This window comes from Natronosporangium hydrolyticum (assembly GCF_016925615.1).
GTDB lineage: Bacteria > Actinomycetota > Actinomycetes > Mycobacteriales > Micromonosporaceae > Natronosporangium > Natronosporangium hydrolyticum.
The window spans coordinates 530,716-556,450 of record NZ_CP070499.1 but is presented as its reverse complement, the minus strand read 5'-3'; the positions used below and the strand labels follow the sequence as shown (position 1 = coordinate 556,450).

Genomic DNA, 25,735 nt, shown 5'->3' with positions numbered 1-25,735 from the left:
ATCTCCGGCCCGCACCGGATCACGCTGGCCGGCCCAGCGTATCGGGAATATCGGACTAAATCTCGCATTCAATGAAGCGGCCCGGACGGCTCTGACCGTCGCCGGCCGGGCGCGGCGTTCCTGCGCTCAGCCAGGTGCCGCCACGGTACGCTCGCCGGGTGTGGCTGACGCGTCTCTCCGAACGTTTCCGCGGCCTGGTCCACGAGATGGGGAAGTTCGGTGTCGTCGGCGCGGTGGCGTACGCGGTCGACACCGGCATCTTCGTGATCCTCGTGCTCACCATGGAGTCGCTGGTGGCGAAGACCATCGCCACCGCAGTCGCCGCCACCGTCGCGTTCATCGGTAACCGGTTCTGGACCTGGCGACACCGGGCCCGCTCCGGGCTCACCCGCGAGTATGTGCTCTATTTCACGTTCAACGGCATCGGGCTCGCTATCTCGTTGGCGATCCTCGGCGCCAGCCACTACGGCCTCGGCGCGATCTGGCCGGCCTTCCAGACCCCGCTCGCCGACGTCATCGCCGCAAACGTGGTGGGGCTCGTGGCCGCGACCATCTTCCGGTTCTGGTCCTACCGCACGTTTGTCTTCCGCGAGCCCACGCCCGCAGCCCACCCCGGCGAGAGCACCGACGCGGCGGCCACGAAGGCCAGCCCGGACAAGCGTTCGCCGCAGTGGCGTAAAGTGGCGTAGATGCGTGGCTGGTATCGACGGTGGCGAAGCCTGATCGGAGAGATGTGGCGGTTCGGCATCGTCGGCGCCACCAACGTCGCCATTAACTTCATCGTCTTCAATGCCCTGGTCATCGCGATCTTCGCCGGCAGCGAGCTCAAGGCGAATCTGGTCGCCACCGCGTTCGCCACCACCACCTCGTACCTGATGAACCGCAGCTGGACCTTCCGGCACCGCAAGACCTCGAAGATCCCGCGCGAGTATGTCCTCTTCTTCGCGTTCAACGCGGCCGCGCTGCTGATCGAGCTGGCAGTGATGGGCCTGTTCAAGTACGGCTTCGGCATGACCAGCCTGCTCGCGCTCAACCTCGCCAAGGCGCTCGGGTTGGCGCTGGGCACGGTCTTCCGGTTCTACACCTACCGCACCTTCGTCTTCGCTGGCCGGCCGGAGAGCCCGACCTCGGCCCCGCCGACCAGCGACGGCGCCGTCCCTCCGGAGCCGGCGGCCAGCACCGCCCCCGGGCCACCCACCGAAGCGTTTGCGAGCCCACAACAATGACGAGTCCCACCTCCCCCGACCTGTGCCACGACCCGTCGCTCGGCGCCCGCTCGGGCACCGGCGACACCGCCGACCTCTACTGGGAAGATCTGGTGCCCGGCCGCCGGTTCGACCTCGGCACGACCGAGATCGACGGGGCCGAGATGCTCGCCTTCGCGCAGCGGTACGACCCGCAGTGGTACCACGCCTCCGAGGAGCTCGCCGCCGACAGCGAGTACGGCGAACTGATCGCCAGCGGATTCTTCACCGCCAGCCTGTTCATGCGGGCGTACGTCGACGGTCTACTCTCCCGGGCGGCCGCCGCGGCCTCGCCGGGGGTGGAGGAGCTGCGCTGGCTCGCCCCGGTCCACGCCGGTGACGAGCTCTCGACCGAGCTGGAGGTGGTCGACCGCGCACCATCGCGGGCCAAGCCGGACTGCGGCACCGTCACCCTCCGGGCGGTGATGACCCGGCTGACCGCCGCCGGTCACTCGGAGCCGGTGCTACGTATCCAGTTTCGGGGTTGGTTCCACCGCCGCGGGTAGCCGCGGCCGGCGGTTACTGCTGCTTGCCGTCGTTCAGCCCTTCCAGGATCTCCCGGAACTGCTGGTCGCCCAGTGAGTGCCGGTCCCGGTCGGAGTCGACCAGCTCGTAGAGCAGGGTCTGCACCCGGTGGACCTTCGGCATGTCCTTGAGTTCGGTGGTGCCGTCCTGCCCGGCCGACTCGATTATCAGGGTGCCGCACCGGAAGAACCGATCCACCAGGGTCTGGTTCATCGTGTGGTTGTTGACCCGGTGCAGCGGGATGTCCCGGCGCTCCCGGTGGAAGATGCCGAACTGGAGCACCACCCGCTCGTTGGTGAAGACGTAGTGGGTGGTGCGCCACACGATCCATGGCCAGACCGACAACCAGAGCACCGCGATGATCGCCAGGCCGCCGATCACGTAGAGCCCGATCTCGCCCGCGCCATCCTCCGGCAGGAACCACCAGGCCGCCGCGACCACCGCGACGCCGAGTAGGAAGACGAACACTGGCCGCACCATCTCGCGCCAGTGTGGATGCAGGTGCATCACGACTTTTTCGTCTTCGGTGAGAATGTTCTCCGGGAACGCCACGGCGACAGCGTAACCCTCCCCCGCCATCCGCGCACTAGACCTATCAGAAGATCAAGTGCCCTGAGGCTGTACGACGCGCTGCGTGTCGTACAGCTTCAGGGCACTTGATCTTGGTACGCCGGCTCAGCCGGGGCGCAGGTGGGTGACGTCGCCAGCGGCGAGCCGCTGCGTGGCACCGGCCGCGTCGCGCAGCACCAACCGGCCGGCCGGATCGATATCGGCGGCGTGCCCGGTCAGCTCCCCGCCGTCGGGCAGCTGGACCCGAACCGGCTGGCTGAGCGTGGCGCAGAGCTGACGGTAGGCCGGCCGCAGGCCACACTGCTCGGCGTCGCCTCCGGCCCGACACCACCGGTGGTACCAGTACGCGAACCGGTCCAGCAAGCCCCGCAGCAGCTCCGGACGGTCGAGGGTGTCGGCGCCGGCGAGCGCCAGCGAGGTGGCGGGGGGCGTGTGGGGCGGCAGCTCGTCGGCCTGGTTGGTGACGTTGAGGCCGATCCCCACCACCACCGCCCCGGCGGCCACCTCGGCCAGCACACCCGCCGCCTTCCGGCCGTCGATCAGCAGATCGTTCGGCCACTTCAAGCGGGCCGGGACCGCGCCGAGCCGACCCGTCGACTCGGCGAGCGCCACCCCCGCCAGCAGCGGCAACCACCCCCAGTGCGAAGCCGGCACCGCCGGCCGGAGCAGCACGCTCAGGGCCAATCCGGCCCGCGGCGGGGAGGACCAGCCGCGGCCCGCCCGCCCCCGGCCGGCGCGCTGGTACTCGGCGATCACCACCAGGCCCGCCGGTACACCGCGCCGCGCCGCCGCGGCGGCATCGGCGTTGGTGGACCCGGTCTCGCCGACGATCGTCACCTCGGTCCAGAGCCGGTCGGCAGCGAGCACCTCCGCCCGCAGCGCGCTGGGCAGCGCCGGCCGTTCGGGCCGCGGGCTGGTGGCCGGCTCGCCGGCCGGGTCGGCGCTCTGATCCCCGATCACCCGGTGACGGTACCCGCCCAGGCCCCGCCGCCAGGTCAGCACCGAGCTGACCGCCGCGCGCGCCCGACCGGCCCGGACCGCGCCGGCCTAGTCGTCGTCGCGCCTAGTCGTCGTCGCGCCGGTGCCGAGCCTCGACCGCGTCGGCGTGCGACGGCACCGCCGCCCGCCCGGGGACCCAGCGCACCAGCGTCCCGTCCGCGCCCGGGGCGGGGCGGGGCGGGGTGTACACCCGCCGGCCGCTACCCCGCCCGGCCACCCGCCGGCCCGCGGTAACCCCCCGGCCGCCGACCAACGGCCGGCGTACCCGGCCGGGCGCGGCGGCCCGCGGCGAGTGGGCGCCACCACCCCGCCCCGCCGCCCGCCGCCACGGCCACGGCGGCCGGCGCAGCCAGCCCACCACCCGCGCCAGCGACGCCAATCGTCGCGGCAATCCCAGCAGCGACGCCAGTCGTCGCTGGAGCCCCACCAGCCGGTCGTGCCACGGACGCAGCGGTTCCAGATACGGACCAAGCCGAGCCGCCACCGGCCGCGCCCACGCCGCCACCCGCCGCAGCCACGCCCCGACCGGTACCAGCAGCCGCCGCAGCCAGGCCGGTACGAGCGGCCGGAGTAGCAGGTCAACGATCTCGACCCGGTACCGGTAGAGCACCACGACACCGCCGATGAGCAGGGCCAGGCCGAAGAAGAGCATGCCCTGATCAACGATCTGGACTTAAGCCACGAAACGCGACGAGACGCACCGGTCCGCGATCGGGGTCGCGGCGGCGGTGCCGATGATGGATACCATCCACCCGTGACCGCGCCACAGACCGAGCCCGACATCCACACCACCGCCGGCAAACTGGCCGACCTACAGCAGCGGATCGAGGCGGCGGTGCACGCCGGCTCCGCCCGCGCCGTCGAGAAGCAGCACGCCCGCGGCAAGCAGACCGCCCGCGAGCGGATCGAGCTGCTCCTCGACCCCGACTCCTTCGTCGAGTTGGACGAGTTCGCCCGCCACCGATCCACCAACTTCGGCCTCGACGCCACCCGCCCGTACGGCGACGGTGTCGTCACCGGACACGGCACCATCGACGGTCGGCCGGTGGCGGTCTTCTCCCAGGACTTCACCGTCTTCGGCGGCTCGCTCGGCGAGGTGTACGGCGAGAAGATCCTCAAGGTGATGGATCTGGCGATGAAGACCGGCCGGCCGATCATCGGGATCAACGACTCCGGCGGCGCCCGGATCCAGGAGGGCGTGGTCGCGCTCGGCCGGTACGGCGAGATCTTCTTCCGCAACACCCGGGCCTCCGGCGTCATCCCGCAGATCAGCCTGGTGATGGGCCCGTGCGCCGGCGGTGCGGTCTACTCACCGGCGATCACCGACTTCACGGTGATGGTGGACCAGACCAGCCACATGTTCATCACCGGACCGGACGTGATCAAGACCGTCACCGGCGAAGACATCGGCTTCGAGGAGCTCGGCGGCGCCCGCACCCACAACACCCGCTCGGGCAACGCGCACTACCTCGCCAGCGACGAGGCGGACGCGATCGACTGGGTGAAGAACCTGCTGTCGTTCCTGCCCAGCAACAATCTCGACGAGCCGCCGGTCTTCGAACCGGCCGGCGACGACGAGGAGATCACCGAGGCGGATTCCCGGCTGGACACCCTGATCCCCGACTCCACCAGCCAGCCGTACGACATCCGTACGGTGGTGGAGACGGTCCTGGACGACGAGGACTTCTGCGAGGTCCAGCCGCTGTTCGCGGCCAACATGGTGATCGGCTTCGGCCGGGTCGACGGTCGCTCGGTGGGGGTGGTGGCGAACCAGCCGATGCACCTCGCCGGCACCCTCGACATCGACGCCAGCGAGAAGGCGGCCAGGTTCGTCCGGACCTGCGATGCGTTCAACATCCCGATCCTCACGTTCGTCGATGTGCCGGGCTTCCTCCCCGGCACCGCGCAGGAGTGGGACGGGATCATCCGGCGCGGCGCCAAGCTGCTCTACGCCTACGCCGAGGCGACCGTCCCCAAGGTCACCGTGATCACCCGGAAGGCGTACGGCGGCGCGTACGACGTGATGGGCTCGAAGCACCTCGGCGCGGACATGAACTTCGCCTGGCCGACCGCGCAGATCGCGGTGATGGGCGCACAGGGCGCGGTCAACATCCTCTACCGCGGCGAGCTGGCCGCGGCCGAGGATCCGGCGGCGGCCCGCGCGGCGAAGATCACCGAGTACGAGGACACGCTGGCCAACCCGTACCTGGCTGCGGAGCGTGGCTACGTGGACGCGGTGATCACGCCGTCGACGACCCGGCGGCACATCACCAAGGCGCTGCGGATGCTGCGTACCAAGCGGGACACATTGCCGCCGAAGAAGCACGGCAACATCCCGCTCTAGCTCGCCGCGATCACCAGCCGGCTGGCGTCACGGTGCGATAGTACGCTGATGACAGGAGGTGAGCCGCCATGGCGGTCGCGCTGGAGCACCACGTCGGCCCGTGGACCGAAGAGGACTACTTCCGGATCGGTGCCACACCGGACCGGATCGAGCTGCTGGACGGGAGCCTCATCGTGAGCCCGGCCCCCAGCAAGCGTCACCAACACCTCTCCCGGCTGCTCGCCAACCGGCTCGACGAGGCAGCCGCCGCCGCGGGCCTGGCGGTCTACGAGGCGGTTAACGTCCGGCTACAGACCGGCCGGATCGCTATCCCTGATGTCGTGGTCGCCGCCACCGACGACGAGGGGGCCACCGTGGCCGCCGATGAGGTCCGGTTGATCTGCGAGGTGGTGTCACCGGGCAACGCCGGGGCGGATCGGGTGCTCAAGGTCCACCTCTACGCCGCCGCCGGCATCGGCTGGTATCTCCTCGCGGAGCAGGAATCGCCATCGGCGGTGACGCTGCGACTGCTCCGGCTCGACGGCGCGCACTACATTGAGCACGGCCTCGCCAAGCCGGGCACCGGCCCACTGCGCCTGACCGAGCCGTTCCCGCTGGTGCTCGATCCGGAGCCGCTCAGCCGGTCAGTTCGGTGAGCGCAGGCCACAGCAGCAGCCACAGCGCGAGCGCCAGCGCCGCCAGGTTCACCAACCCGAAGATCCCCACCCAGATGATGCCGGGCACCCAGGTGAGCCGGGAGAGCTGATCGGCATCGGACTCGGGCGAGCCCCGGTGCCAGCGCCGCGCCTGCAGCTCCCCGACCGGCCGCACCCCGCCGATCACCAGAAACCACACGAACGCGTACGCGAACCCGGCCTGCAGCTGCGGTTCGGCGTACCAGGAGACGGCGAAGACCGCCGCGCCGGCGAGCACCACCGCCAGCAGGCCATACAGGTTGCGAATCCAGAGCAGCATCACCACCAGCAGCGCCACCGACGCCCACAGCAGCAGGCTTACCCGCTCCGTGCTGAGCAGCCAGGCGCCGGCCAGCCCCAGCAGCGACGGGGTGATGTAGCCCGCCAGCAGCGTGAAGACCATGCCCGGCCCGCTGGGCCGGCCACGGGAGACGGTCAGGCCGGAGGTGTCCGAATGCAACCGGATCCCCGACAACCGCCGGCCGGCGAGCACCGCCACCAGCGCGTGGCCGCCCTCGTGGGCGATGGTGATGCCGTTGCGCGCCAGCCGCCAGGTGACCGGGAAGGCCACCACCGCCAGCGCGGCGGCGGCGGTGAGGATGACCAGGATGGCCGGTGGCGCCGGCTGGGTGCCGAGCAGCTGATCAGCGAGGTCGCCGAACAGATCCGAGAGGTTGTTCACGGGCGCCTAGCCTGCCACAAGCCGAGGGCGGAGGGTAGCCTCCCTCACATGGGCGACGATCAGCAGCAGCTGGTGCGGGTGGTAAAGGGCACCCCGACCGCCGAGGAGCTGGCCGCGCTGGCGGCGGTGCTGTGGCAACGGGCCCGGGCGGCGGCGGTGACTGACTCGCCGGCGGTTTCGGCCGGCTCGCAGTGGGTACGAAGCAGCCGACCGGGGGCCACCGTCGGGGCTCGCCCGGCGGACCGTGGCGCGCACGCGTGGCGCGGTTCGGCGCTGCCCCGCTGAGCAGGCCCCGCCGAGCTATTCATCGGGAGGTCCGCCCATGGAGGAGCAGAAGATCATCGCGGTGGTCGGCGCGACCGGGGCGCAGGGTGGCGGGCTCGCTCGCGCGATCCTCTCCGACCCGGCGGGCGGGTTCACGGTCCGCGCGATCACCCGCCACCCGGACTCGGACCACGCGCAGGCGTTGGCCGGCCGCGGCGCCGACGTGGTCACCGCCGACCTGGACGACCCGGCGAGTCTCCGGCGCGCCTTCGACGGCGCGTACGGCGCATACTGCGTCACGAACTTCTGGGAGCACTTCTCCGCCGACCGGGAGATCGCGCAGGCGGCGGCGCTGGCGGAGGCGGCCCGCGAGACTGGCCTGGCCCACACCATCTGGTCAACTTTCGAGGACACCCGGCGGTGGGTGCCGCTGGACGACGACCGGATGCCGACGCTGCAGGGCCGGTTCAAGGTGCCGCACTACGACGCCAAGGGCGAAGCGGACGCGCTCTTCACCGGCCCGACCACCTGGCTGCGCACGTCCTTCTACTGGGAGAACTTCATCAACCTGGGGATGCACCCGCAGCCGGGCCCGGACGGGGAGCTGAGGTTGACGCTGCCGCTGGATGGCGCGCGGCTGCCGGGCATCGCCGCCGAAGACATCGGACGGTGCGCGTACGGCATCTTCCAGCAGGCCCTGGTCGACCAGGTGATCGGGGTGAGCGGCGGCAATCTGACCGGGGGTGAGCTGGCGGCGGAGTTCACCGGCGCGCTCGGCCGCCCGGTCCGGTACCAGCCGGTCAGCCCCGACGAGTACCGCAAGCTCGGCTTCCCGGGCGCCGACGACCTGGGCAACATGTTCCAGTTCGTACGCGACGCCAACGAAGAGTATTGCGAGGTCCGGGACGTGACCCGTACCCGGTCGTTGAACCCGCGGCTGCTGACCTTCGCGGCCTGGCTCGACACCCACCTGGAGCAGCTCCCGACCGGTTAGCGAAGCGGTCACCGGCGCCGGTCGGTTGCCGGGTAATCTCAACCGCCATGATTAATGTGGGAATCTTCTCCGGAGCGCTACGGTGAGCCGGGTCCGGCTGGTGTTGGCCTCGGCGAGCCCGGCGCGGCGCCGCACCCTCACCGCCGCCGGCATCGACCCCGAGGTCATCGTCAGCGGCGTCGACGAGTCCTCGGTCGACGCGACCAAGCCGGAGGCGCTCTGCGCGGTGCTGGCCCGGATGAAGGCGCAGGCGGTGGCGGACCGGCTCCGGCACGGGCACGGCCCGGCCACCAACCCCGGCGAGCAGGTGCTCGTCCTCGGCTGCGACACCGTGCTCGGCTTCGACGGGGAGGCGCTGGGCAAGCCCGCCGACGAGGCTGACGCGCTGGCCCGCTGGCGGCAGATGAGCGGCGGCGAGGGGGTGCTCTACACCGGGCACGCGCTGCTGGAGGTGGGCAGTGGCCGGTCAGCGGAGGCGGTGGCCGAGACCCAGGTGCACTTCGCGGAGCTGACCGACGCCGAGATCGAGGCGTACGTGGCCACCGGGGAGCCGTTGGCGGTCGCCGGGGCGTTCACCATCGACGGCCTCGGTGGGCCGTTCGTGGAGCGGATCGACGGCGACCCCGGGACGGTGATCGGGCTGTCGTTGCCGCTGCTGCGGCGGCTACTCCGCGAATTGGACCTGCCGATCACCGAGCTCTGGCGCGGCTACCACCCGGAGTAACGCCACCCCGGAGTAGCGCCACCCGGCGTGCGGACCGACCGGCTCAGCGCACCGACCGGGCGAACGCCCGCGCCGCCCAGCCCACCGCCAGGATCGTCAACACCAACACCACCAGCAGGCCCTGCCAGACACTGTCGGCGCCGATGTCGCCGGCGAACAGCGCCCGCACCCCGTCCACCGCCCACGAGAACGGGTTGAAGTGGGAGGCGGTGACCAGCCAGCCTGGCGCGCCGAACTCCCCGGAGATCGGCAGCAGGATGCCGGAGAGCAGGAAGAGCGGCAACGCCACAGTGTTCATCAGCGGCGCCAGCGAGTTCTCGCTGCGGACCAGCAACGCCACCGCGTACGACACCGCCGAGGTCAGCAACGCGATCAACGCGAGCATGAGGTACGCCAACAGCAGGTACGGCAGCTGGACGGTAAGCGCGAACAGCAGCGCCAGCAACGTGATCAGGACCGCCTGCGCCAGCAGCGTGGTGGCGTCCCGCAACGAGCGGCCCAGCAGCAGCGCCACCCGGCTCACCGGCGTCACCCGGGAACGCTCGATCACGCCGGCCCGCAGCTCCGCGATCAGGCCGAAGCCCTGAAACAAGCCCCCGAAGATGGCGAGCAACACCAGCAGACCGGGGACGAAGAATTGGTACGCCTCGGCGTCGGTGTCGATCCCCAGCGGGGCCAGCGCCGGCTCCAGCAACGGCGCGAAGAGCAGCAGATACATCACCGGCTGAAAGATCCCCACGAAGATCCACACCGGTTGCCGGACCTGCAGCAGCAACTGCCGCTGGTAGATCAACCAGATGTCGCGCAGCACCTTCATCGGTCACTCCTCTCGCAGCGACCGGCCGGTCTTGGCCAGGAAGACATCGTCCAGGCTGGGCCGGTGGACCTCCACGGTCTGCAACGGCACCATCGCCCCGTCCAACGCGCGCATGATCTGCGGAACCGCGGTGGCGCCCTCGGCGACGTAGAGCCGCAGCCCGTCGTCGAGGCTCTCCAGCTGCCGCACGTACGGGGCAGCGTCGAGCGCCTGCGCCGCGGCGGCCACGTGGTCGCCGCGTACGCCCACCGTCACCACGTCGCCGGAGATCTCCCGTTTCAGCTCGGCCGGGGTGCCCTGCGCAACCACCTCACCGTGATCGATGATCGCGATCCGGTCACAGAGCGCGTCCGCCTCCTCCAGATAGTGGGTGGTGATGAAGACCGTCATGCCGTCGGCGCGCAGCCGGCGAATCTCGTTCCACATGTGGGCGCGGCTCTGCGGGTCCAGCCCGGAGGTGGGCTCGTCCAGAAAGACCACCTGCGGCTCGTGGATGATGCCGAGCGCGATGTCCACCCGGCGCCGCTGCCCACCGGAGTACGTCTTGCACTTCCGGTCGGCGTACTCGGACAGCTCGAAGGCGGCGAGCGCATCACTGGCCCGGCGCTGCGCGTCGGCCTTGCGGAACCCGTACATCCGGGCCTGCAACACCAGCTCTTCCCGGGCGGTCGACGCCTCCCAGGTGCTGCCGCCCTGCGCCACGTAGCCGATCCGGCGGCGGACCTCGCCGGGCTCCCGCCGAAGATCGGCGCCAGCGACCGTGACCTGGCCGCCGTCCGGTTCGATCAGGGTGGCGAGCATCCGCAGCGTGGTGGTCTTACCGGCGCCGTTGGGGCCGAGGAAGCCGAAGATCTCGCCGCTTCGCACCGCAAGGTCCACCCCGCGCACCGCGGTCACCAGTTTGACCGCGCGGCCTTCGCGGGAGCGGTAGGTCTTGCGAAGACCGCTCGTGGAGATCATCAGCTCGGAGTCGCCGGGGCTCATCATCCGAGTGCTGGACATCGCGGTCAGTCTAGTGGTGCGCGCAGGTGAACTTCGCCGGGACCGGGGACCGTTACACTCCCGAACATGCGAAAGGTTCTTGTCGCCAACCGGGGCGAGATCGCGGTACGGGTGATCCGGGCCTGCCGGGACGCCGGGCTCGCCAGCGTCGCCGTCTACGCCGACCCGGACCGGGACGGTCTACCGGCCCAGCTCGCCGACGAAGCGTACGCCCTGCCCGGCCAGACCGCTGCCGAGACCTACCTGCGGATCGACGCGCTGCTGGCGGTGGCCGCACAGGCCGGCGCCGACGCGGTCCATCCGGGGTACGGATTCCTCTCCGAGAACGCCGACTTCGCCGCCGCGGTGATCGACGCCGGCCTGACCTGGATCGGCCCGACCCCGCAGGCGATCCGCGACCTCGGCGACAAGGTCACCGCCCGGCAGCTCGCCGTACGCGCGGGCGCGCCGCTGGTGCCCGGCACCACCACCCCGGTCGGCGGCCCCGACGAGGTGGTCACGTTCGCCAAGGAGCACGGGCTGCCGGTGGCGATCAAGGCCGCGTTCGGCGGTGGCGGCCGCGGCCTGAAGGTCGCGCGGAGTCTGGACGAGATCCCGGCGCTGCTGGAGTCGGCCACCCGGGAGGCGGTCGCCGCCTTCGGCCGCGGCGAGTGCTTCGTCGAGCGCTACCTCGACCGCCCCCGGCATGTGGAGGCGCAGGTCCTCGCCGACCAGCACGACCACGTGATCGTGGTCGGCACCCGCGACTGCTCGCTGCAACGCCGCCACCAGAAGCTGGTGGAGGAGGCCCCGGCCCCGTTCCTCACCGACGACCAGCGCCGGACCATCCACGAGGCGGCGAAGGCGATCTGCCGGGAGGCCGGCTACCACGGCGCCGGCACAGTCGAGTTCCTGGTCGGCGCGGACGGCACGGTGTCGTTCCTGGAGGTCAACACCCGGCTGCAGGTGGAGCATCCGGTCACCGAGGAGACCACCGGCATCGACCTGGTCCGCGAACAGTTCCGGATCGCCGACGGGCAGCCGCTCCGGTTCACCGAGGACCCGCCGGCCCGCGGCCACTCGATCGAGTTCCGGATCAACGGCGAGGACCCGGGCCGCGACTTCCTGCCGGCCCCGGGCACCGTCACCGAGCTGCGCCTGCCTTCCGGCCCCGGGGTCCGGGTGGACGCCGGGATCGAGCCGGGCAGCGTGGTCGGCGGCAACTTCGACTCGCTGCTCGCGAAGGTGATCATCACCGGTGAGGATCGGGCCGAGGCGCTGGCCCGGGCCCGCCGGGCGCTGGACGAGCTGACCGTCGCCGGCCTCGCCACGGCGCTGCCGTTCCACCGCCTGGTGGTGCGCGACCCGGCCTTCACCAGCGAACCCTTCACCGTCCACACCCGGTGGATCGAGACCGAATGGGCCGGCGGAGTCACTCCGTACCAGCCGACCGGCGCCGACGCCGGCCCGGAGCCGGCCGAGCGGGAGACCGTGGTGGTGGAGGTCGCGGGCAAGCGGCTGGAGGTGACGCTGCCGGCCGGGCTGGGCGCCGCGGCCGGTGGCGGTGCTGCTGGCGGCGGTGGGGCCGGCCGCGGCGGCGCGGCGAACGGTCGGCCGGGCCGACCACCCCGGCGCCGCCGGGAGACCGGGCAGGGGGCGGCCACCAGCGGCGACGCGGTCACCTCGCCGATCCAGGGCACCGTGGTCAAGGTGGTCGCCGCCGACGGTGACCAGGTGGCCGAGGGCGACCCGGTCGTGGTGGTGGAGGCGATGAAGATGGAGCAGCCGCTCACGGCCCACAAGTCGGGAGTGGTCGCCGGCCTGTCGGCGAAGGTCGGCGACGTGGTCTCACCGGGCGCCACCATCTGCACCATCGACTGACTCCGGCCGCGGCGCTCACCCCGAGGTTCGAGCAGTTGTTGCCGCAGGAACAGCAACGTTTGCACATACTTCACGTCAGCGGTCACCGGCTACCCCCATTAGCCAGCCGGCCCCGTACGCTGGCCGACTCGGACAATTTACGCCGCGGCGATCAGTGATCTTGGCTCAAGCGGGCAGCTGAGGTCCTGTTACGTCGCCTACGAGAGCTGCGAGCACAGACGGTGCAGAGCTGGCGGCGCTGGCGGCCGACCCGCGTAGCCGACCCGCGTAGCCGACCCGCGTAGCCGACCCGCGTAGCCGACCCGCGTAGCCGACCCGCGTAGCCGACCCGCGTAGCCGACCCGCGGCCCGGCCCAGCCGATGGCAGAGGTAGCTTCCCCGAGAATCCGTTGAGACAAAAGAGGGCTACGATGGCCGCCCCTTTGGCCGCCCGAACAGCACGAAACGGGCATAACTGAACGTAGTGGGCCTCGGGGTTCGGGATCGCTGGAACTCTACAGGTTCCTTATGCCCTCTTTCAGCCACCTACGGGTGCCCGCGCCAGCGAGCATGTACTTCTTGGTGGGTTGAGTGGCGCCTGATTTGTCAGGATCGGCCGCTTTCGTGACCTTAGTTGATCACCACTCAACCCACCAAGAAGGTCGCAGCGCCGCGTACGGGAAGTCGCGACGCCGCGTACGGGAAGTCGCGACGCCGCGCACGGGAAGTCGCGACGCCGCGTACGGGAAGTCGCGACGCCGCGCACGGGAAGTCGCGACGCCGCGTACGGGAAGTCGCGACGCCGCGCACGGGAAGTCGCGACGCCGCGCACGGGAAGTCGCGACGCCGCGCACGGGAAGTCGCGACGCCGCGCACGGGAAGTCGCGACGCCGCGCACGGGAAGTCGCGACGCCGCGCACGGGAAGTCGCGACGCCGCGCACGGGAAGTCGCGACGCCGCGCACGGGAAGTCGCGACGCCGCGCACGGGAAGGTCGAAGCTGGAAACACGAGGAGATCTCGCCTTGATGGCAGCGCGGGCGCACCTGGGGATGCGGGCCGGCCTGCCCCGTCTGTGCTCGCAGCTCTCGTAGGCGATGTGACGGGACCTCAGTCGACCCGCCCATGATCTCGGGTGGCCCGCGGGAGTTCACCTTCGGACTCCCGCCGAACGGGTCACGTCCGGTCACGTCCGATCACGTCCACAGTGTCCGGCCGACGCCACACCACCACGCGCTCGATGTACCGCCGCAACGCCCGTCGCAACGCCCGTCGCAGCTCGGCTACACCGGCCCGGTGTACGACTTCGAGGGCGACGGCCGGGCCGAGTTGATGTTCAAGACTGCGGCCCGCTCACCGCTGGTGGAGGTCGATCCGGTCGCCCCGTTCGTCGAAGAAGTGCAGCGCTTCGAGGCTCACGGCGACGTTCAGCGACTGCCCCACAGCGATCTGCGGGTACGGCGCGAGGCGGACCACCACCTCGGCGGGTTTCTGGTGGTGGCGGCCGGGGTCGAAGAAGACGCTCTGGGGGTTGCGGGGACGGTCGCCCGGTTCGCCGGCTTCGGCCGTTGCCGCCGCCCCGCCCCGGTTGCCTTTGCTGAACCGGGTGAGCAGCCGCCCCAGCCCGCCCCGGCCGGCGGCGTTGGCGCTGGCCGCCGCCCGCTGGGTGGGGATGCTGGGTTCGTCCAAGGCCACCGCGGTGGCTCCGACGTCCAGGAACGCGAGCGTCTCGTGACCGTGGTGCTCCAGGTACCGGATCTTCCCCACCAGCCGGTGGCCGGGGGTGTCCGGGGCGACCGGGGTGAGCGCCTCCGGCCGCATCCCGACCACGATCCGTTCGCCGTGGTAGTGGGCCATCCGCCGGCTGCGCATGTCGTCCCAGGGTAGGTAGAGCGCCTGGTCGCCGATGGCGAGCGTGACGTGCCGGTCGAGCTGGACGTAGACGCTGGCCTCCAGCAGGTTCATCCGGGGGCTGCCGAGGAACGCGGCGACGTAGAGCGTGGCCGGCCGGCTGTACACCTGGGTGGGTGAACCGACGTCCTGCAACACCCCGTTGCGCATGATCGCCACCCGGTCCGCCATGGTCAACGCCTCGGCCTGGTCGTGGGTGACGTAGATAGTGGTGACGCCGAGTTCCCGGGTGAGCGCCGAGATCTCGGCCCGCAGCTCGGCCCGGAGCCCACTGTCAAGGTTGGAGAGTGGCTCGTCCATGAGGAAGAGGCCCGGCTGCCGGACGATCGCCCGCCCCATCGCCACCCGTTGCCGCTGCCCGCCGGAGAGTTGGCTGGGGCGTCGGCCCAGCACGTCACCGATGCCGAGGGCGGCCGCGACGTTGCTGGTGCGCTCCTGCCGGTCACCTGGCTCGGCACCGGCGAGCTTCAGCGGGAAGCCGATGTTGTCGCCGACGGTCATGTGCGGATACAGGGCGAAATCCTGGAACACCATGGCGATCCGCCGTTCCCGGGGCGGTAGCTCGTTGACCAGTTCGCCGTCGAGCAGGACCGAGCCGGCGCTGGGTGATTCTAGGCCGGCGACGATGCGCAGGACAGTAGACTTCCCGCACCCGGATGGGCCGAGCAGCACGAGGAACTCACCGTCGGCCACGTCCAGGTCGAGGCCGTCCACGGCCACTGTCCCGCCCGGAAAAACCTTGGTGACCTCCTTGAGTGCGACGGTCGCCACCGTCACCTCCTAGAGACGCCCTTATCTCCCGCCGGGAACACTGTGACGAGGATCATCGGTCCCGAACAATCGGGTAAACGACCCATGTGCCGGACGTAACGGGCTCGTTACGCCAACCGGCGGTACCGCCGAAACTAACCGAATCGCCGGGTGAGCAGCCTCATCCGCTGGTACGCCCGCCGCATCGCCAGCCGCCCCACGTACCGGGTGGCCCGCAGCCACGACCGCAGCCCGGCCACCATCACCGGCCCCGGCGTCGCCGCTCGAGGCGTCGCAGCTTCCGGCGACGGCGTCGGCGCCGACCCGGCCGGGCTGGCGGCGTTCGCCTCGCCCGGCGGGACCGCCGCGGCGGCGGTCAGGTCCACCACCCCGTACGCCTCACCGCCCACCCACCGGCTCCCCCACGCCCGCGCCACCGCCTCGGGCAACGGCAGCTGGGGCAGCCAGCGGCGGGCCCGGTTCACCGCCGCGGTCCGCCAGAGCTCGATCGCGGCCGGCGCCGGCCCGGTGCCGGTGCCGCCCGGCAGCAGCTGCACCACCCCGGCCCGCCAGGTGTCGGCGTCGGCCACCAGCCGGCGCACCGTCCGCGGCGCCACCCCCAGCTGGACCGGCACCCGCAGCAGGTACGGGGACGGGAACGCCACGGTCGGGGCGGTACTCACCAGCGACACCCGCGGCTCCGACCGGTACGCGGCGGCCACCAGCCGCAGGTCGAGCAGCGGATCGTCGAGCACCGACCGGCGCTGCTCCGACAGCTCCGACCAGTCGCCGACCAGCAGCACCCGCAGGTCGTACTCGTCGCTGCCGAGCAGCCGGTCGACACACGCCTGCACCTGCTCGGCCGGGGCACCGTTGACGGTGACCACCGCGGTCACCAGCGGCACCGCCCACACCCGCCGGGCCGGGCCGCGCAGCCAGCGGGGCAGCGGCATCCGGTCGGCCAGGTAGGGGCGATTGTGGCGGCGGATCCGCTGGCCGACCCGCATCGCGTGGGACGGGCCGAGGTGCCAGCTGCGCGACTGCGGCTCCGGCACGAAGACCGCCCCGGCCTGGGCGAGCCGGTAGCCGAACTCGCTGTCCTCGCCGAGCCGCAGCGAGGTGTCCAGCCCACCGGCGGCCTGGTAGAGGTCGCGCCGCAGCGCCGCGGTGGCGCCCACATGGGCCCGGAACGCCAGATGGTCGGCGGCGCGCAGCTGTTCGGTCCCGTCGATCAGCTCTTCGACGTAGTCGTGGGGCTCGGTCGCGGAGTGCGGGAACAGCTCCCCGAGGGTGCCGGCCGCCGCCCGCCGCGTAACCTCGTCGACCGCCGGCAGCGGGGCCGAGACGAACCGTTTGTAGCCCAGCGTCACCAAGCCCGGGGCGGCGTGGTGCCAGCGCGCCTGCGCCGCCACATGGTCCGGGAAGGGCACCACGTCGGCGTCCAACCAGTGCAGGATCTCGCCGTCGCTGACCGAGACCCCGACGTGCAGGGCGTTGGCCCGCCCCCAGCCGGTGGAGTGGTCCGCCGCCCGGACGATCCGGCAGTTCGCCGGGGCCAGCTCCGGCAGCTCCAGCTTGGGTTCGGAGCCGTCGTCGACGACCACCACCTCCAGCAGCTCGCTGGGGTAGGTCTGGTGGGCTAGCCCGGCCAGCACCAGCGGCAGCGTCTCCGGGCACTGGCGGGCCGGGATGATCACGCTTACCGGGGTGGTCGGGCGCCAGTTGTCGACCGAGGGCGGCTGTAGGCCGCCCCAGTCGTTGCCCACCGGCGGTGGGGCGTCGCTTGTCACCTACTCACTGTTACCACAAGATCGCCGAACGGTACGCCGATTCGCCGGCGCGGCGCGCGCGTACCGTCCGGCCACCACCGGACCCGCCCGTACCGGCCACCCAGTACGGTGGTCACCGCTGACAGAACCGGTGTCGGGGGGCGGAGCAGGAGTAGGCATGCGCGCAGGATTAGTCGCCCGGGTCCGGGCCACCCAGTCACCCTCGGTCTGGTCAGCGGCGGCCGCCGCCTGCCGGGTCGCCCGCCGGTTCAGCCGGAACCAGTCCCGCTGGTCCTCCCGGCTCGGCTACGCCCTGGAGCGGCGCGACCTTGCCCGGGAGTCCCGGCTCGACGCCGCCGCCGGCCGGGGCGGCGGCTGGCGACTGCGACCACTCACCGCCGCCGAGCAGGCCCAGCTGGTGGCGCGGCAGCGCGCCCACGCGGGCGACATCGCCGGCGCGGTCGAGGCGTGGCAGACGGTGGTGGAGCTCGCCGGGGCGAAGCATCCCCGTTGGGCGGTCCGGCTCGCCGACCTGCTCGACCAGGTCGGCGAGTGGCGCGAAGCGCAACGGGTGCTGACCGAGAACGCCGCCCGCCACCCAAGCCACGCCCTCACCCACCGGCGGCTCGGCGAGGTCTCCCGCGACCTTGGCCGGTGGGGCGGCACCTTCACCGGCACCCGCGCCGGCCGGGCCGAGGGGCAGTTCCACTTCGAGCAACCGCCGACCGCCGATATCACCGTCGCCCGCCAGGCTCTGGAGCGCGCGGCCGAGCTGGAGCCGGCCAAGACCACCTGGCGGGAGGCGCTGTCGGAGGCCCGGCTCGCCGACGGCGACCTCGCCGGCGCCGCCGCGCTCTACGACGCGGCGTTGCGCGACGCCGCCCAGAGCACCGGCCGGTGGGTGCTGGCGGTGAAGCACCGGTGGCAGTTCCAGCTGGAGTCGATCCACCACCGGCAAGGCCAGCCGCGGGTCGAGGATCCGCTCTTCGACTGCGCCGTCACCCCGGGCGGGCCGGTCGCGGACGGGCCGGTGGTCGGCCTGTTCACCGCCCGGTTCGCGTTCAGCGGGCTGGTCATCAGCGGGCTCGCCGCCACCCCCGGGCTGGACCACGTCGACCTGCTGCTCGACGGGGTGAAGGTCCGTTCGTTGAACGTCGGCGGCGACGGATTCTTCCCCCAGTTCGGATTGGACATGAAACGCCCCACGGTCGCCACCTTCCCGACCGAGGCGACGCTGACCGTGCAGGCCCCGGACGGCACCCGACTCCGAACGACCGGCGGCGCCGACTCGCTGCGGCTCACCGTCCCGCACGGCACCGGGGAGCTGCCCGCCATCGTGGCCGCCGGGGGCAAGCTCGACAAGAAAGGCGTCCTCAGCCCGTCGCTCGCCGAGACCCGCGAGCGCCAGCAGCGCTACTTGCAGATCTACGCAAAGGTCCGGGACCACTTCGAACAGGAGCTGGGCCGGCCGCTGTTCCTGATGTACGGCACGCTGCTCGGCTACCACCGGGAGGGTGACTTCATCCCCGGCGACGACGACTTCGACTGCGGTTACGTCTGCGACGAGACCGACCCGATCGCGGTGAAGGAAGACACCAAGCGACTGGTGGTGCAGCTGGTCAAGGCCGGCTTCACGGTCAGCTTCAACCGCAAGGGTCGGCTGTTCCGGATCCAGCTGGAGCGGGAAGCGACCGACGGCTACCACCTGGATGTGCGGCCGCTCTGGTTCCAGAACGGCCGGGTGTGGCTGCACAACCACTGCAGCTTCCCGGCCACCCGGGAGGATTTTCTGCCGGTCGCGGAGGGGCAGCTGCGCGGCGAACGGGTGCTGGTGCCGAAGGAGACCGAGAAGTTCCTGCGGGGGCATTACGGCCCCGGCTGGCACACCCCGGACCCGGGCTTCATGTATTACACCTCGGAGATCGACCCGGCGATCCTGGAGAATCTCGGCCAGGCGTTGATCACCGTCAGCGAGTACAAGGAGTTGGCGGAGCGGGTCCGGCGCGAGACCGCCGGCCACCCGGAGGCGGGCCGGCTAGTCTCGGTCGGTTCACAGGACCTCTACCCGCTGGCGGAGTTCCTCCCCTGAGCCCGCGCGGCCATCACCGTTTCAAGCACCGGCAGCACTCCGTGGATGCCGGCTATACGGTCTCCGTCACGCCTGCGCACCGTTCCACGCTGCTCGTGTCATGACCGAAGCATGCCACGCTGCCGAACTGACGACTGATAAGTGCGTAATCTGACGACTCAGACTGCTACAAATTGACGACTCCGGCGGGTTGTAGAGCGTTACGTACATAAAACGACTGGCCGACGCCCAACTTGGTGAGGCGCTCAAGCGTGCTGGAGCGGTGCTCATCGAAGGGCCGAAGGCCCGCAGCAAGACGGCGACCGCCTCACGTATCGACTGCGAGGTGTCCACTCTCACGCTGGACGGCCTTGACTCAGCCGCGTAGTCAAACCCCGGGCAAGCGCTGCGTATCGCTTACTGTGCGCAACATCGGCTATGGTCAACCCATCAACGATCGGTTGAGAGTAGTAGCGGACCGGCCGACGCCGCTCTGATCTTTACTTGGGGGGAGGCCATGGCAGACACCGCCTTGCCCGTCGCCGTACGACTACGAGAGCTACGCACCACCCGCGGTTGGTCTCTGCGCCAACTCGCCGCTAGAGTGCCCTGTTCCGCCACGCATGTCCACGACATCGAACGCGGCCGCAGGGTCCCGTCTCCGGAGATGCTGGCCAGGCTCGATGACGTGCTTGACGCGGGTGGGGCACTCTCTGCCGAAGCCTTCCGTGACCCCGCCGCCGATATCGCTGAGGCGACCGAGCTGGCCGGCCGGGTCGCCGCCAGCGACGTATCACCGGAGACGCTGGAGCAGCTGGCGGTTGCTGTTGACCAACTGGCCACCTCGTACGCCACAACCCAACCGGGACTGTTGCTGCCTCGGGTACGCCAGCATGCCGTCTTCGCCGCTCGGCTACTGGATGCGCGGGCGACATTGGCACAGCGGCGGGAGCTTGTGGTGGCCGCCGGGTGGTTGCAGCTGCTCGCCGCCACCCTACACATCGACCGGCGGCACAGCGCTGCGGCAGCCGCGCGGCTGGCCGTCGCCGAGCAGCTGGCCGATCATGCCGACCATCCAGAGATTGCCGCGTGGGTGTGGGAGACCCGGGCGTGGGAGGTGCTGACCACTGGCGACTATCGGAGCGCCATACAGCTCTCGCAACGGGCCCGGTCCATCGCTCCGGCGGGGTCGAGCGCGCAGGTGCAGGCGACCGCCCAGGAGGGGCGGGCGTGGGCACGGCTTGGCGACCGAGCCATGACGCGGCGAGTGCTCGACGAGGTGGCGCGGCTGGCGGGACGCCGGCCGCACCCAGATCGGCCGGAGCATCACTACCAATATGACCCGGCCAAGGCGAGGTCGTATACGGCGACCACTTTGGCGTGGGCCGGTGATCCCGCCGCCGAGCAGGTCGCCCGGGAGGTGATTGCCGAACTCGACGGTCGCCCGCGGCGGGTCGCCTCGGCCCGGCTCGACTTGGCGCTGGCGCTGGTAACTGCCGGGCGACCGGATGAGGCTGCCGCCACTGCTGTGCAGGCGGTTACGTCGGGGCGGGTGGTAGCGAGCAACTGGTGGCGGGTCCAGCTGGTGCGCTCACGGGTGGAGCGGAGCGGGGTCAGCGAGGCGGCTGACCTGGCCGAGGTGTGCGCGGCGCACCAGCCAACTCGCTGACAGTCGTCGGGAGCGGCTGACAGTTCACATCTTCCGAATCTTGACCGCCACCGGTGAGACTGTAGACCGCACCGCGTCGGAACCACCCACAAGGTAGCCGACACGGGAGTCTCACTGGGTGCGGCCGTGCCAGACATACCGGGCTCGCCGCTCCCTCGATCGCAGCAATGTGGAGGATTGTGATGCGGTGGCTATGGCGGCGCGCGAAGCGGCCGATCGAAACCAATCACACGGATCCGGTGCCGGATGGGGATCAGGTGCTGGGAGCGAACCAGCGGCACTGGTCAGAGCTGCTTCGTCCGGAAAGAACGCTCGATGCACCGACCACGGTGTTGCCGAACTTGTCGCCGTTGCTGACCCGGGCGGGCTGGGCACGGTCGGGCAACGCCGCTCAGGGTCGCTACTCCGATCCGTGGCGAAGCCCGGACCTCCGTGGTGTGGGTAGTCATCTTCCCAATCGTTCCGCGGCCGAGGCGCAGCTGTGGGAATGCCGGAGATGCCAAGCACCGTGGCCGTGTCCGGTGGCGCGGCAGCGGTTGCTTGCCCGCTACGGCCGCACTCCTGCCCTCGGCCGGTTGTGCCACGATCTGTTGGAACAGGCGGTTCGGGAAGGCCTGGACCTGCCGGTGCCGCAACTGTTCATTCGGTTCATCGAATGGACGCTGCCACCACGCTAGTCACTGCGACTGAGATCCCGTCTTTCCTTCATCCCCCTTCGCTACTGGGAGACCGGCTTGTATACAGAGAAGTTCATGAACCCGCTTGAGATCAGTGCGACACGAGCGCGGCAGCGGATCGGTTACCTTGCCGAGATCCTGTCGGGTCGGGTGGGGCAGCGGGGTGGCCGCTGATGAGCCTGACCTACGACGGGCCGACTTTGCGGGCCATCCGCGAAAGCATGGGCGTACCACTACGCCGGGTCGCAAGGCAGGTTGGTATGTCGCATGGACATCTAAGCAAGGTGGAGCGTGGGGAGCACGGTCGGCCGATCACCCCGACCAGGCTCAGCTAGCTCCACTGGTCGCCGACCTCGACACCGCGCTGGGCATCGCCGAGCAGCCCTACAGCGGGTAACCAGCCACCACCAGCACCCTGCCGGCCCAGGCGACCGCTACCCAGACCTTCTCAGCCAGCGGCGGGGTCTGCCGCCCGGGCCAGTTCCTGGTCGGCGGCCGCCCGGTCGCCGACCGCCAGCCGCTCGTACGCCCGGCGGGTGAAGTGCAGCCGTTGGAACTCCGGCCGGGTCACCTCCAGGTTCGGCGCGTCATCGGTGAAGGCGTCGAAGCCCGGCCACGGGGTCCGCCACTCCGGTCCGTAGTTCTCCACCAGATACCGTTCCGGGTCGGCCGGCAGCGGCACCGACTGGCCGCCGATCTCCCGCCGGGTAATCTCGAACGGGCTGTTCCACCAGCGGACGAAGACCCCGTCGTGGAACACCTTGTCACCGTCCGGATAGAACCGGAAGATGTCCACAGGCGAGCCGCCGCGGTGCCGCAGCCCCACCTTCTCGGTCTGCGGATGCAGATCCAGGTCGAAGGCGGGGTCACGGGTGAACAGCTCCAGCAACGCCGCCCGGTCCCAATCCTCGGCGAAGACCCCCAGGTCGATGTCGCCGTCGGCGGCCAGTGGTCGGCCCTGCCGAATCAGCCCGAGCGCGGTGCCGGCGGCGAAGAAGAACCGCACCCCGGCGCCGTCGAGTACCCGGCACAGGTCCTCGATCGCCCGCCGGGCACCCAACCCGGCCAGGGTGGTGGTCCGCGGTTTCGGGGCGGTCCGGACCGTCCCGCTGGTGAGCAGGTCGATCGCCGCCCGGTACCAGCCGATCGCGGCGGTCACCTCGCCACCGCGGGAGGCCGCGGTCGCCAACTGCCGCACCACCGGCAGTAGGTCGTCGGGGGCCGGGTCGGGCCGGTCCTGCCAGGCCGCCGCCACCCGGGCGTACTGGTCGGCGCTGGCGCAGGCGAGCGCGACCTGCCACATCAGCTCCGGGCTGCGCGGGAATCGGGGCACCGCGGCAGCGGCGGCCTCGTCGGCCGCCTCGACCGGCCGTACCCGGTAGTTGAGCTTCACCACCCGGGCCAGCCCGGCCGGCGAGCCCGGCGCCAGCCGGTCGGCCTGCTCGGCCGCGGCCAGCGCCGGCTCGTACCGGCCATGGAAGGATTCGAGGTCGGCGCGTAGCGCCGGCACCGCCCCGGCGTGCGGGTACCGCTCCGCCAGCGTGGTGAGCGCCTCGTCGAGCAGCTCGTCGTGGCCGGCGCGGAAGACCGCCCGGGCCGCCACCAGCGCCGCCGAGAGTGGACGGACCGGGACGCCGACGTTGCGCAGGTAGCTGACGAGCGCCTCCGGGGTGGAGTTCTCGTGCAGATACTTGATTGCCGCGTAGGTGCGCAGTCCGCTGGGCGGCAGGGCACGGTAGACCGGCCACCGCGCCACCGTTCGTACGCCGGTCTGTTTCGCGCGGGTGAGCGCCTGGGACAGCACGGGGGCCTCCACTGGTGGGTCAGAGGGATTCGTTGGCGCGGGCCAGGTCCTCGGCGAAGTCGACCTCGACCACCAGGTGGCGGGAGACGTCGACCGCCTCGATCCGCACCCCGTCCTCGGCGATCGCCAGCTCGATGCCGCGTTCGAAGTAGTCCTGGTCGGCGCATTCGCGCAGCCGGCGGGCCAGTGCCGGCCGGTCGTTGGCGGAGATGTAGTTGATCCCCACCGCCTCCCCGAGCGCCCCGTCGGTGACGGTCTTGGCGAGCTGGTCGATGTAGCCCTCGCCGTCGAGGGTGTACTTGACCTCTTCGTCGCCGACCGCGGCGGTGTTGACGCAGACGAAGGAGCGGTCCATGGCGATGTGCGGCAGCAGATCGTCGAGCACCGCCTCGTGGAAGACCACGTCGCCGTTGAGCCACAGCACCCCGCCCGGCCCGACGATGGTCAACGCCTTCAGCAGGCTCTTGGAGGTGTTGGTGTCGCCGTAATACTGGTTGTAGATGAAGCCGACCTCGGGGGCCTCCTCCATCACCATCTCTTTCTTGAAGCCGACGACGAGGTGCAGCGAGTGGCGGCTGAACCGGGCGGTGAGCAGGCGCAGCGCCCGGCCGAGGATGGTCTCGCCGCCGACCAGCGGGGTCAGCGGCTTGGGGTGGGGTCGACCCAGCCGCGACCCGACGCCGGCGGCGAGGATGACGATACTGCAGCTCATGCGGCGCTCCGCAGCTGTTCGGCGGCGGGCAGCAGCTGCCGCGCCTCGGATTGGAAGAGCATCGGGTAACGCTCCGGCGGCGCGTCCCCGAGATAGTAGGTGCGCAGCTCGCGCCGGGTGGCCCGGAGCGGGTCGCCCGCCAGCAGGTCGTCGAGCACGGCGGGCAGGTTGCCGCCGTCGGCGTCGATCCGGTACGCGGCCCGGACCACCGGGAACGTCCGGGCGAACTCGTCGCCCTCGCCGCGCATGTCGGTGATCGCGAACGGTTTACCGGTGTAGAGGTAATCGGACGCGACGCTGGACACGTCGCAGATCATGGCATGTGAGGCGTCCATGCAGTCGAACAGGCTCAGCTGCTCGCTGGCGGCCGCGCCCCAGCGGTGCGGCCGGCCGGTGTCGGCCCGGTCCCGCGCCAGCAGCTGCTCGGCCCGCCGCAGCTGGTCGGCGGAGGCCGGGTCCCGCCGGCTGTACGGGTGGGGGCGCAGGATCACCGTCCGGCCGCGGGCGAGTAGCTGCTCGACGATCCGGTCGGCGATCGGCAGCGAGCAGTAGTTGGTGTCGGCGTGCGCCCCGATCCAGGTGGGGGCGTAGAGCACCACCGGGTCGGTTACGTCGCTGATCGACTCGCCGGTCACCGCCAGCGCCGCGACCTGCGGCCGGCCGACGATCCGGAAGCGGTCCGCCGGGATCTGCACGCCGTGGGCGGCGAACCGGTCGATCGCCGCCTGGCCGGCCACGAAGATCCGGTCGAAGAGCTGGTTGAGCGGGCTGGCGGTGACCGCCTTGTCGCTGTCACCGTGATACAGCTGCACGTGGGTGAGCTGGGTGTAGCGCACCAGGTGGGCGTTCTTCATGCCGTTGTTGACGTAGAAGGCGACCCGCAGGCTCGGCACCGCCAGCACCGCGTCCAGCGCCTCGAAGGTCTCGCAGACCACCACCGGGGCGTCGGTGGCGGCGGCGACCGCCGGCAGATTCTCCGGCTCGGCCAGCACCACCAGGTACGGGTGGTCGAGCTGGTCGAGCTGCCGCAGCCACATCTTGACCTGATATTCGCTGCCGGGCGGGGCGCTGAAGTAGAGCAGGAAGCTGGGCCGGCCGTCGGTGAGCGCGCGGGTCAACCGGGCCAGCTCCGCCCGGTGGCCGGTGCGGCGGCGGTGAACCCCGTCGAGCACCAGCCAGCCGATCACCCCGGCGGCGGCCAGCGCCGGCACCGGCAGCGCCGCGGTGGCGGCCGGCCACCCCACCGCCACCAACCCGGTGAGCAGCAACCCGACCGAGGTGACCAGCCACGCCGTACCGTTGGCGGCCAGCGCGGCGGGCGGCGCCGGTTGGGCGCCCGGCACCCGGACCGCTCGGTACCAGGGCCGGGCCAGCCGGTGCACCAGCGGCTCGGCGAACAGCACCCCGAGCAGCACCGCCCCGGCGACCGCGAGCGCCCAGCGGTCGACCACCGGCTCGCGGGTGGCGGCGTAGGCGAGCACCCCAGCGGCGATCAGCAGCCGGGGGGTCAAATCGAGGCCGAGCGGTGGTCCGCCCCGGCCGGCGCGCCGGTGCAACAGACCGCTGGCGGTGACGGCGGCGACCGCGGCAGCGAGGCCCCACCAGCCGGCGGTCGCGACGGCGAGGAGCAGGAATGCGGCGACCGCCAGGCCGGCCGGTGCCAGTGCCCGCGCGGCGGCGGCTGCGTGGCGGCTCATGG

The 25,735-nt window shown here is 71.3% G+C and carries 24 protein-coding genes; 13 read left to right on the top strand and 11 right to left on the bottom strand.

The genetic code is table 11. From position 1 onward, the window contains the following. Window positions 1-158 precede the first annotated feature (158 nt). Genes JQS43_RS02625 through JQS43_RS02615 form a run of 3 tightly spaced genes read left to right on the top strand, consistent with a single transcriptional unit; the run spans window position 159 to window position 1,750 of the window. Entirely contained in the window at window positions 159-689 is a 531-nt protein-coding gene (locus JQS43_RS02625) for a GtrA family protein (RefSeq protein WP_239677457.1), read from the top strand. Continuing rightward, window positions 690-1,226, top strand: a complete 537-nt coding sequence (locus JQS43_RS02620; protein ID WP_239677456.1) for a GtrA family protein — start codon at window positions 690-692, stop codon at window positions 1,224-1,226. It begins immediately after the preceding gene. Next, a complete protein-coding gene (locus tag JQS43_RS02615; protein WP_239677455.1) occupies window positions 1,223-1,750 on the top strand; it encodes a MaoC/PaaZ C-terminal domain-containing protein in 528 nt (175 codons plus the stop codon). Before JQS43_RS02620 ends, JQS43_RS02615 begins: the two co-directional genes overlap by 4 nt. Window positions 1,751-1,763: 13 nt before the next feature. Here the strand turns inward: JQS43_RS02615 and JQS43_RS02610 are convergent, their stop codons facing one another. From JQS43_RS02610 to JQS43_RS02600, 3 genes are all read right to left on the bottom strand, one after another. Then, window positions 1,764-2,321 carry a PH domain-containing protein gene (locus JQS43_RS02610; protein ID WP_239677454.1) on the bottom strand — a complete coding sequence of 186 codons (558 nt, stop codon included), beginning with the start codon at window positions 2,319-2,321 and terminating at the stop codon, window positions 1,764-1,766. Window positions 2,322-2,444: 123 nt separating this feature from the next. Beyond that, the gene (locus JQS43_RS02605; protein WP_420847677.1) at window positions 2,445-3,296 is read right to left on the bottom strand and encodes a biotin--[acetyl-CoA-carboxylase] ligase; all 852 of its coding nucleotides are present in this window, start codon (window positions 3,294-3,296) and stop codon (window positions 2,445-2,447) included. Window positions 3,297-3,402: 106 nt separating this feature from the next. After that, window positions 3,403-3,990: a hypothetical protein gene (locus JQS43_RS02600; protein WP_239677453.1), complete on the bottom strand. Its 588-nt coding sequence runs from the start codon at window positions 3,988-3,990 to the stop codon at window positions 3,403-3,405. Window positions 3,991-4,092: 102 nt separating this feature from the next. Between JQS43_RS02600 and JQS43_RS02595 the strand changes: the two genes are divergently transcribed. Both JQS43_RS02595 and JQS43_RS02590 read left to right on the top strand, forming a co-directional pair. Next, window positions 4,093-5,682 (top strand): acyl-CoA carboxylase subunit beta, encoded by a 1,590-nt coding sequence (locus JQS43_RS02595; protein WP_239677452.1) that lies wholly within the window; start codon window positions 4,093-4,095, stop codon window positions 5,680-5,682. 68 nt (window positions 5,683-5,750) lie between these two features. Next, window positions 5,751-6,317 (top strand): Uma2 family endonuclease, encoded by a 567-nt coding sequence (locus tag JQS43_RS02590; RefSeq protein WP_239677451.1) that lies wholly within the window; start codon window positions 5,751-5,753, stop codon window positions 6,315-6,317. Here the strand turns inward: JQS43_RS02590 and JQS43_RS02585 are convergent. Then, window positions 6,298-7,038 (bottom strand): M50 family metallopeptidase, encoded by a 741-nt coding sequence (locus tag JQS43_RS02585; RefSeq protein ID WP_239677450.1) that lies wholly within the window; start codon window positions 7,036-7,038, stop codon window positions 6,298-6,300. The genes JQS43_RS02590 and JQS43_RS02585 overlap by 20 nt on opposite strands. Before the next feature lie 48 nt (window positions 7,039-7,086). On the opposite strand from JQS43_RS02585, the gene JQS43_RS02580 reads away from it, so the two are divergent. From JQS43_RS02580 to JQS43_RS02570, 3 genes are all read left to right on the top strand, one after another. After that, window positions 7,087-7,323, top strand: a complete 237-nt coding sequence (locus JQS43_RS02580) for an acyl-CoA carboxylase epsilon subunit (RefSeq protein ID WP_239677449.1) — start codon at window positions 7,087-7,089, stop codon at window positions 7,321-7,323. A 37-nt stretch (window positions 7,324-7,360) separates the two neighbouring features. Next, a complete protein-coding gene (locus tag JQS43_RS02575) occupies window positions 7,361-8,296 on the top strand; it encodes an NmrA/HSCARG family protein (protein ID WP_239677448.1) in 936 nt (311 codons plus the stop codon). A gap of 82 nt (window positions 8,297-8,378) precedes the next feature. Further along, window positions 8,379-9,020 (top strand): Maf family protein, encoded by a 642-nt coding sequence (locus tag JQS43_RS02570; RefSeq protein WP_239677447.1) that lies wholly within the window; start codon window positions 8,379-8,381, stop codon window positions 9,018-9,020. A gap of 43 nt (window positions 9,021-9,063) precedes the next feature. Here JQS43_RS02570 and JQS43_RS02565 read toward each other — a convergent pair whose 3' ends face one another. Next, entirely contained in the window at window positions 9,064-9,837 is a 774-nt protein-coding gene (locus JQS43_RS02565) for an ABC transporter permease (RefSeq protein ID WP_239677446.1), read from the bottom strand. 3 nt (window positions 9,838-9,840) lie between these two features. Beyond that, window positions 9,841-10,797, bottom strand: coding sequence for an ATP-binding cassette domain-containing protein (locus tag JQS43_RS02560; RefSeq protein ID WP_239679283.1), 957 nt, complete (start codon window positions 10,795-10,797; stop codon window positions 9,841-9,843). A 108-nt stretch (window positions 10,798-10,905) separates the two neighbouring features. Here JQS43_RS02560 and JQS43_RS02555 point away from each other — a divergent pair, with 108 nt between their 5' ends. After that, window positions 10,906-12,699 (top strand): acetyl/propionyl/methylcrotonyl-CoA carboxylase subunit alpha, encoded by a 1,794-nt coding sequence (locus JQS43_RS02555; RefSeq protein ID WP_239677445.1) that lies wholly within the window; start codon window positions 10,906-10,908, stop codon window positions 12,697-12,699. A gap of 1,330 nt (window positions 12,700-14,029) precedes the next feature. On the opposite strand, the gene JQS43_RS02550 is transcribed toward JQS43_RS02555, so the two are convergent. Then, window positions 14,030-15,358 (bottom strand): ABC transporter ATP-binding protein, encoded by a 1,329-nt coding sequence (locus tag JQS43_RS02550; RefSeq protein ID WP_239677444.1) that lies wholly within the window; start codon window positions 15,356-15,358, stop codon window positions 14,030-14,032. A 134-nt stretch (window positions 15,359-15,492) separates the two neighbouring features. Beyond that, the gene (locus tag JQS43_RS02545) at window positions 15,493-17,127 is read right to left on the bottom strand and encodes a glycosyltransferase family 2 protein (RefSeq protein ID WP_239677443.1); all 1,635 of its coding nucleotides are present in this window, start codon (window positions 17,125-17,127) and stop codon (window positions 15,493-15,495) included. A 157-nt stretch (window positions 17,128-17,284) separates the two neighbouring features. On the opposite strand from JQS43_RS02545, the gene JQS43_RS02540 reads away from it, so the two are divergent. The 4 genes from JQS43_RS02540 to JQS43_RS26240 all read left to right on the top strand — a co-directional run bounded on the left by JQS43_RS02540 (window position 17,285) and on the right by JQS43_RS26240 (window position 21,855). Beyond that, complete coding sequence (locus JQS43_RS02540) at window positions 17,285-19,195, top strand: LicD family protein (RefSeq protein WP_239677442.1); 1,911 nt, start codon at window positions 17,285-17,287, stop codon at window positions 19,193-19,195. Window positions 19,196-19,691: 496 nt separating this feature from the next. After that, complete coding sequence (locus JQS43_RS02535; protein WP_239677441.1) at window positions 19,692-20,843, top strand: helix-turn-helix domain-containing protein; 1,152 nt, start codon at window positions 19,692-19,694, stop codon at window positions 20,841-20,843. A 257-nt stretch (window positions 20,844-21,100) separates the two neighbouring features. Then, window positions 21,101-21,520 (top strand): hypothetical protein, encoded by a 420-nt coding sequence (locus tag JQS43_RS02530; protein WP_239677440.1) that lies wholly within the window; start codon window positions 21,101-21,103, stop codon window positions 21,518-21,520. A gap of 173 nt (window positions 21,521-21,693) precedes the next feature. After that, window positions 21,694-21,855, top strand: a complete 162-nt coding sequence (locus tag JQS43_RS26240; RefSeq protein WP_420847642.1) for a helix-turn-helix domain-containing protein — start codon at window positions 21,694-21,696, stop codon at window positions 21,853-21,855. Between the two features lie 113 nt (window positions 21,856-21,968). Here JQS43_RS26240 and JQS43_RS02525 read toward each other — a convergent pair whose 3' ends face one another. Genes JQS43_RS02525 through JQS43_RS02515 form a run of 3 tightly spaced genes read right to left on the bottom strand, consistent with a single transcriptional unit; the run spans window position 21,969 to window position 25,733 of the window. Beyond that, window positions 21,969-23,324, bottom strand: a complete 1,356-nt coding sequence (locus tag JQS43_RS02525) for a hypothetical protein (RefSeq protein WP_239677439.1) — start codon at window positions 23,322-23,324, stop codon at window positions 21,969-21,971. 19 nt (window positions 23,325-23,343) lie between these two features. After that, window positions 23,344-24,036 (bottom strand): phosphocholine cytidylyltransferase family protein, encoded by a 693-nt coding sequence (locus JQS43_RS02520; RefSeq protein ID WP_239677438.1) that lies wholly within the window; start codon window positions 24,034-24,036, stop codon window positions 23,344-23,346. Continuing rightward, window positions 24,033-25,733 (bottom strand): CDP-glycerol glycerophosphotransferase family protein, encoded by a 1,701-nt coding sequence (locus JQS43_RS02515; protein ID WP_239677437.1) that lies wholly within the window; start codon window positions 25,731-25,733, stop codon window positions 24,033-24,035. The genes JQS43_RS02520 and JQS43_RS02515 overlap by 4 nt, the downstream gene beginning before the upstream one ends. Window positions 25,734-25,735: the final 2 nt, after the last annotated feature.

Excerpts from the sequence above, each read along its gene's own strand:
- JQS43_RS02620 (WP_239677456.1), top strand. The coding sequence starts at position 690 with ATGCGTGGCTGGTATCGACGGTGGCGAAGCCTGATCGGAGAGATGTGG.
- JQS43_RS02615 (WP_239677455.1), top strand. The coding sequence starts at position 1,223 with ATGACGAGTCCCACCTCCCCCGACCTGTGCCACGACCCGTCGCTCGGC.
- JQS43_RS02600 (WP_239677453.1), bottom strand. The coding sequence starts at position 3,990 with ATGCTCTTCTTCGGCCTGGCCCTGCTCATCGGCGGTGTCGTGGTGCTC.
- JQS43_RS02590 (WP_239677451.1), top strand. The coding sequence starts at position 5,751 with ATGGCGGTCGCGCTGGAGCACCACGTCGGCCCGTGGACCGAAGAGGAC.
- JQS43_RS02580 (WP_239677449.1), top strand. The coding sequence starts at position 7,087 with ATGGGCGACGATCAGCAGCAGCTGGTGCGGGTGGTAAAGGGCACCCCG.
- JQS43_RS02575 (WP_239677448.1), top strand. The coding sequence starts at position 7,361 with ATGGAGGAGCAGAAGATCATCGCGGTGGTCGGCGCGACCGGGGCGCAG.
- JQS43_RS02565 (WP_239677446.1), bottom strand. The coding sequence starts at position 9,837 with ATGAAGGTGCTGCGCGACATCTGGTTGATCTACCAGCGGCAGTTGCTG.
- JQS43_RS02560 (WP_239679283.1), bottom strand. The coding sequence starts at position 10,797 with ATGATCTCCACGAGCGGTCTTCGCAAGACCTACCGCTCCCGCGAAGGC.
- JQS43_RS02555 (WP_239677445.1), top strand. The coding sequence starts at position 10,906 with ATGCGAAAGGTTCTTGTCGCCAACCGGGGCGAGATCGCGGTACGGGTG.
- JQS43_RS02540 (WP_239677442.1), top strand. The coding sequence starts at position 17,285 with ATGCGCGCAGGATTAGTCGCCCGGGTCCGGGCCACCCAGTCACCCTCG.
- JQS43_RS02535 (WP_239677441.1), top strand. The coding sequence starts at position 19,692 with ATGGCAGACACCGCCTTGCCCGTCGCCGTACGACTACGAGAGCTACGC.
- JQS43_RS26240 (WP_420847642.1), top strand. The coding sequence starts at position 21,694 with ATGAGCCTGACCTACGACGGGCCGACTTTGCGGGCCATCCGCGAAAGC.
- JQS43_RS02520 (WP_239677438.1), bottom strand. The coding sequence starts at position 24,036 with ATGAGCTGCAGTATCGTCATCCTCGCCGCCGGCGTCGGGTCGCGGCTG.
- JQS43_RS02515 (WP_239677437.1), bottom strand. The coding sequence starts at position 25,733 with ATGAGCCGCCACGCAGCCGCCGCCGCGCGGGCACTGGCACCGGCCGGC.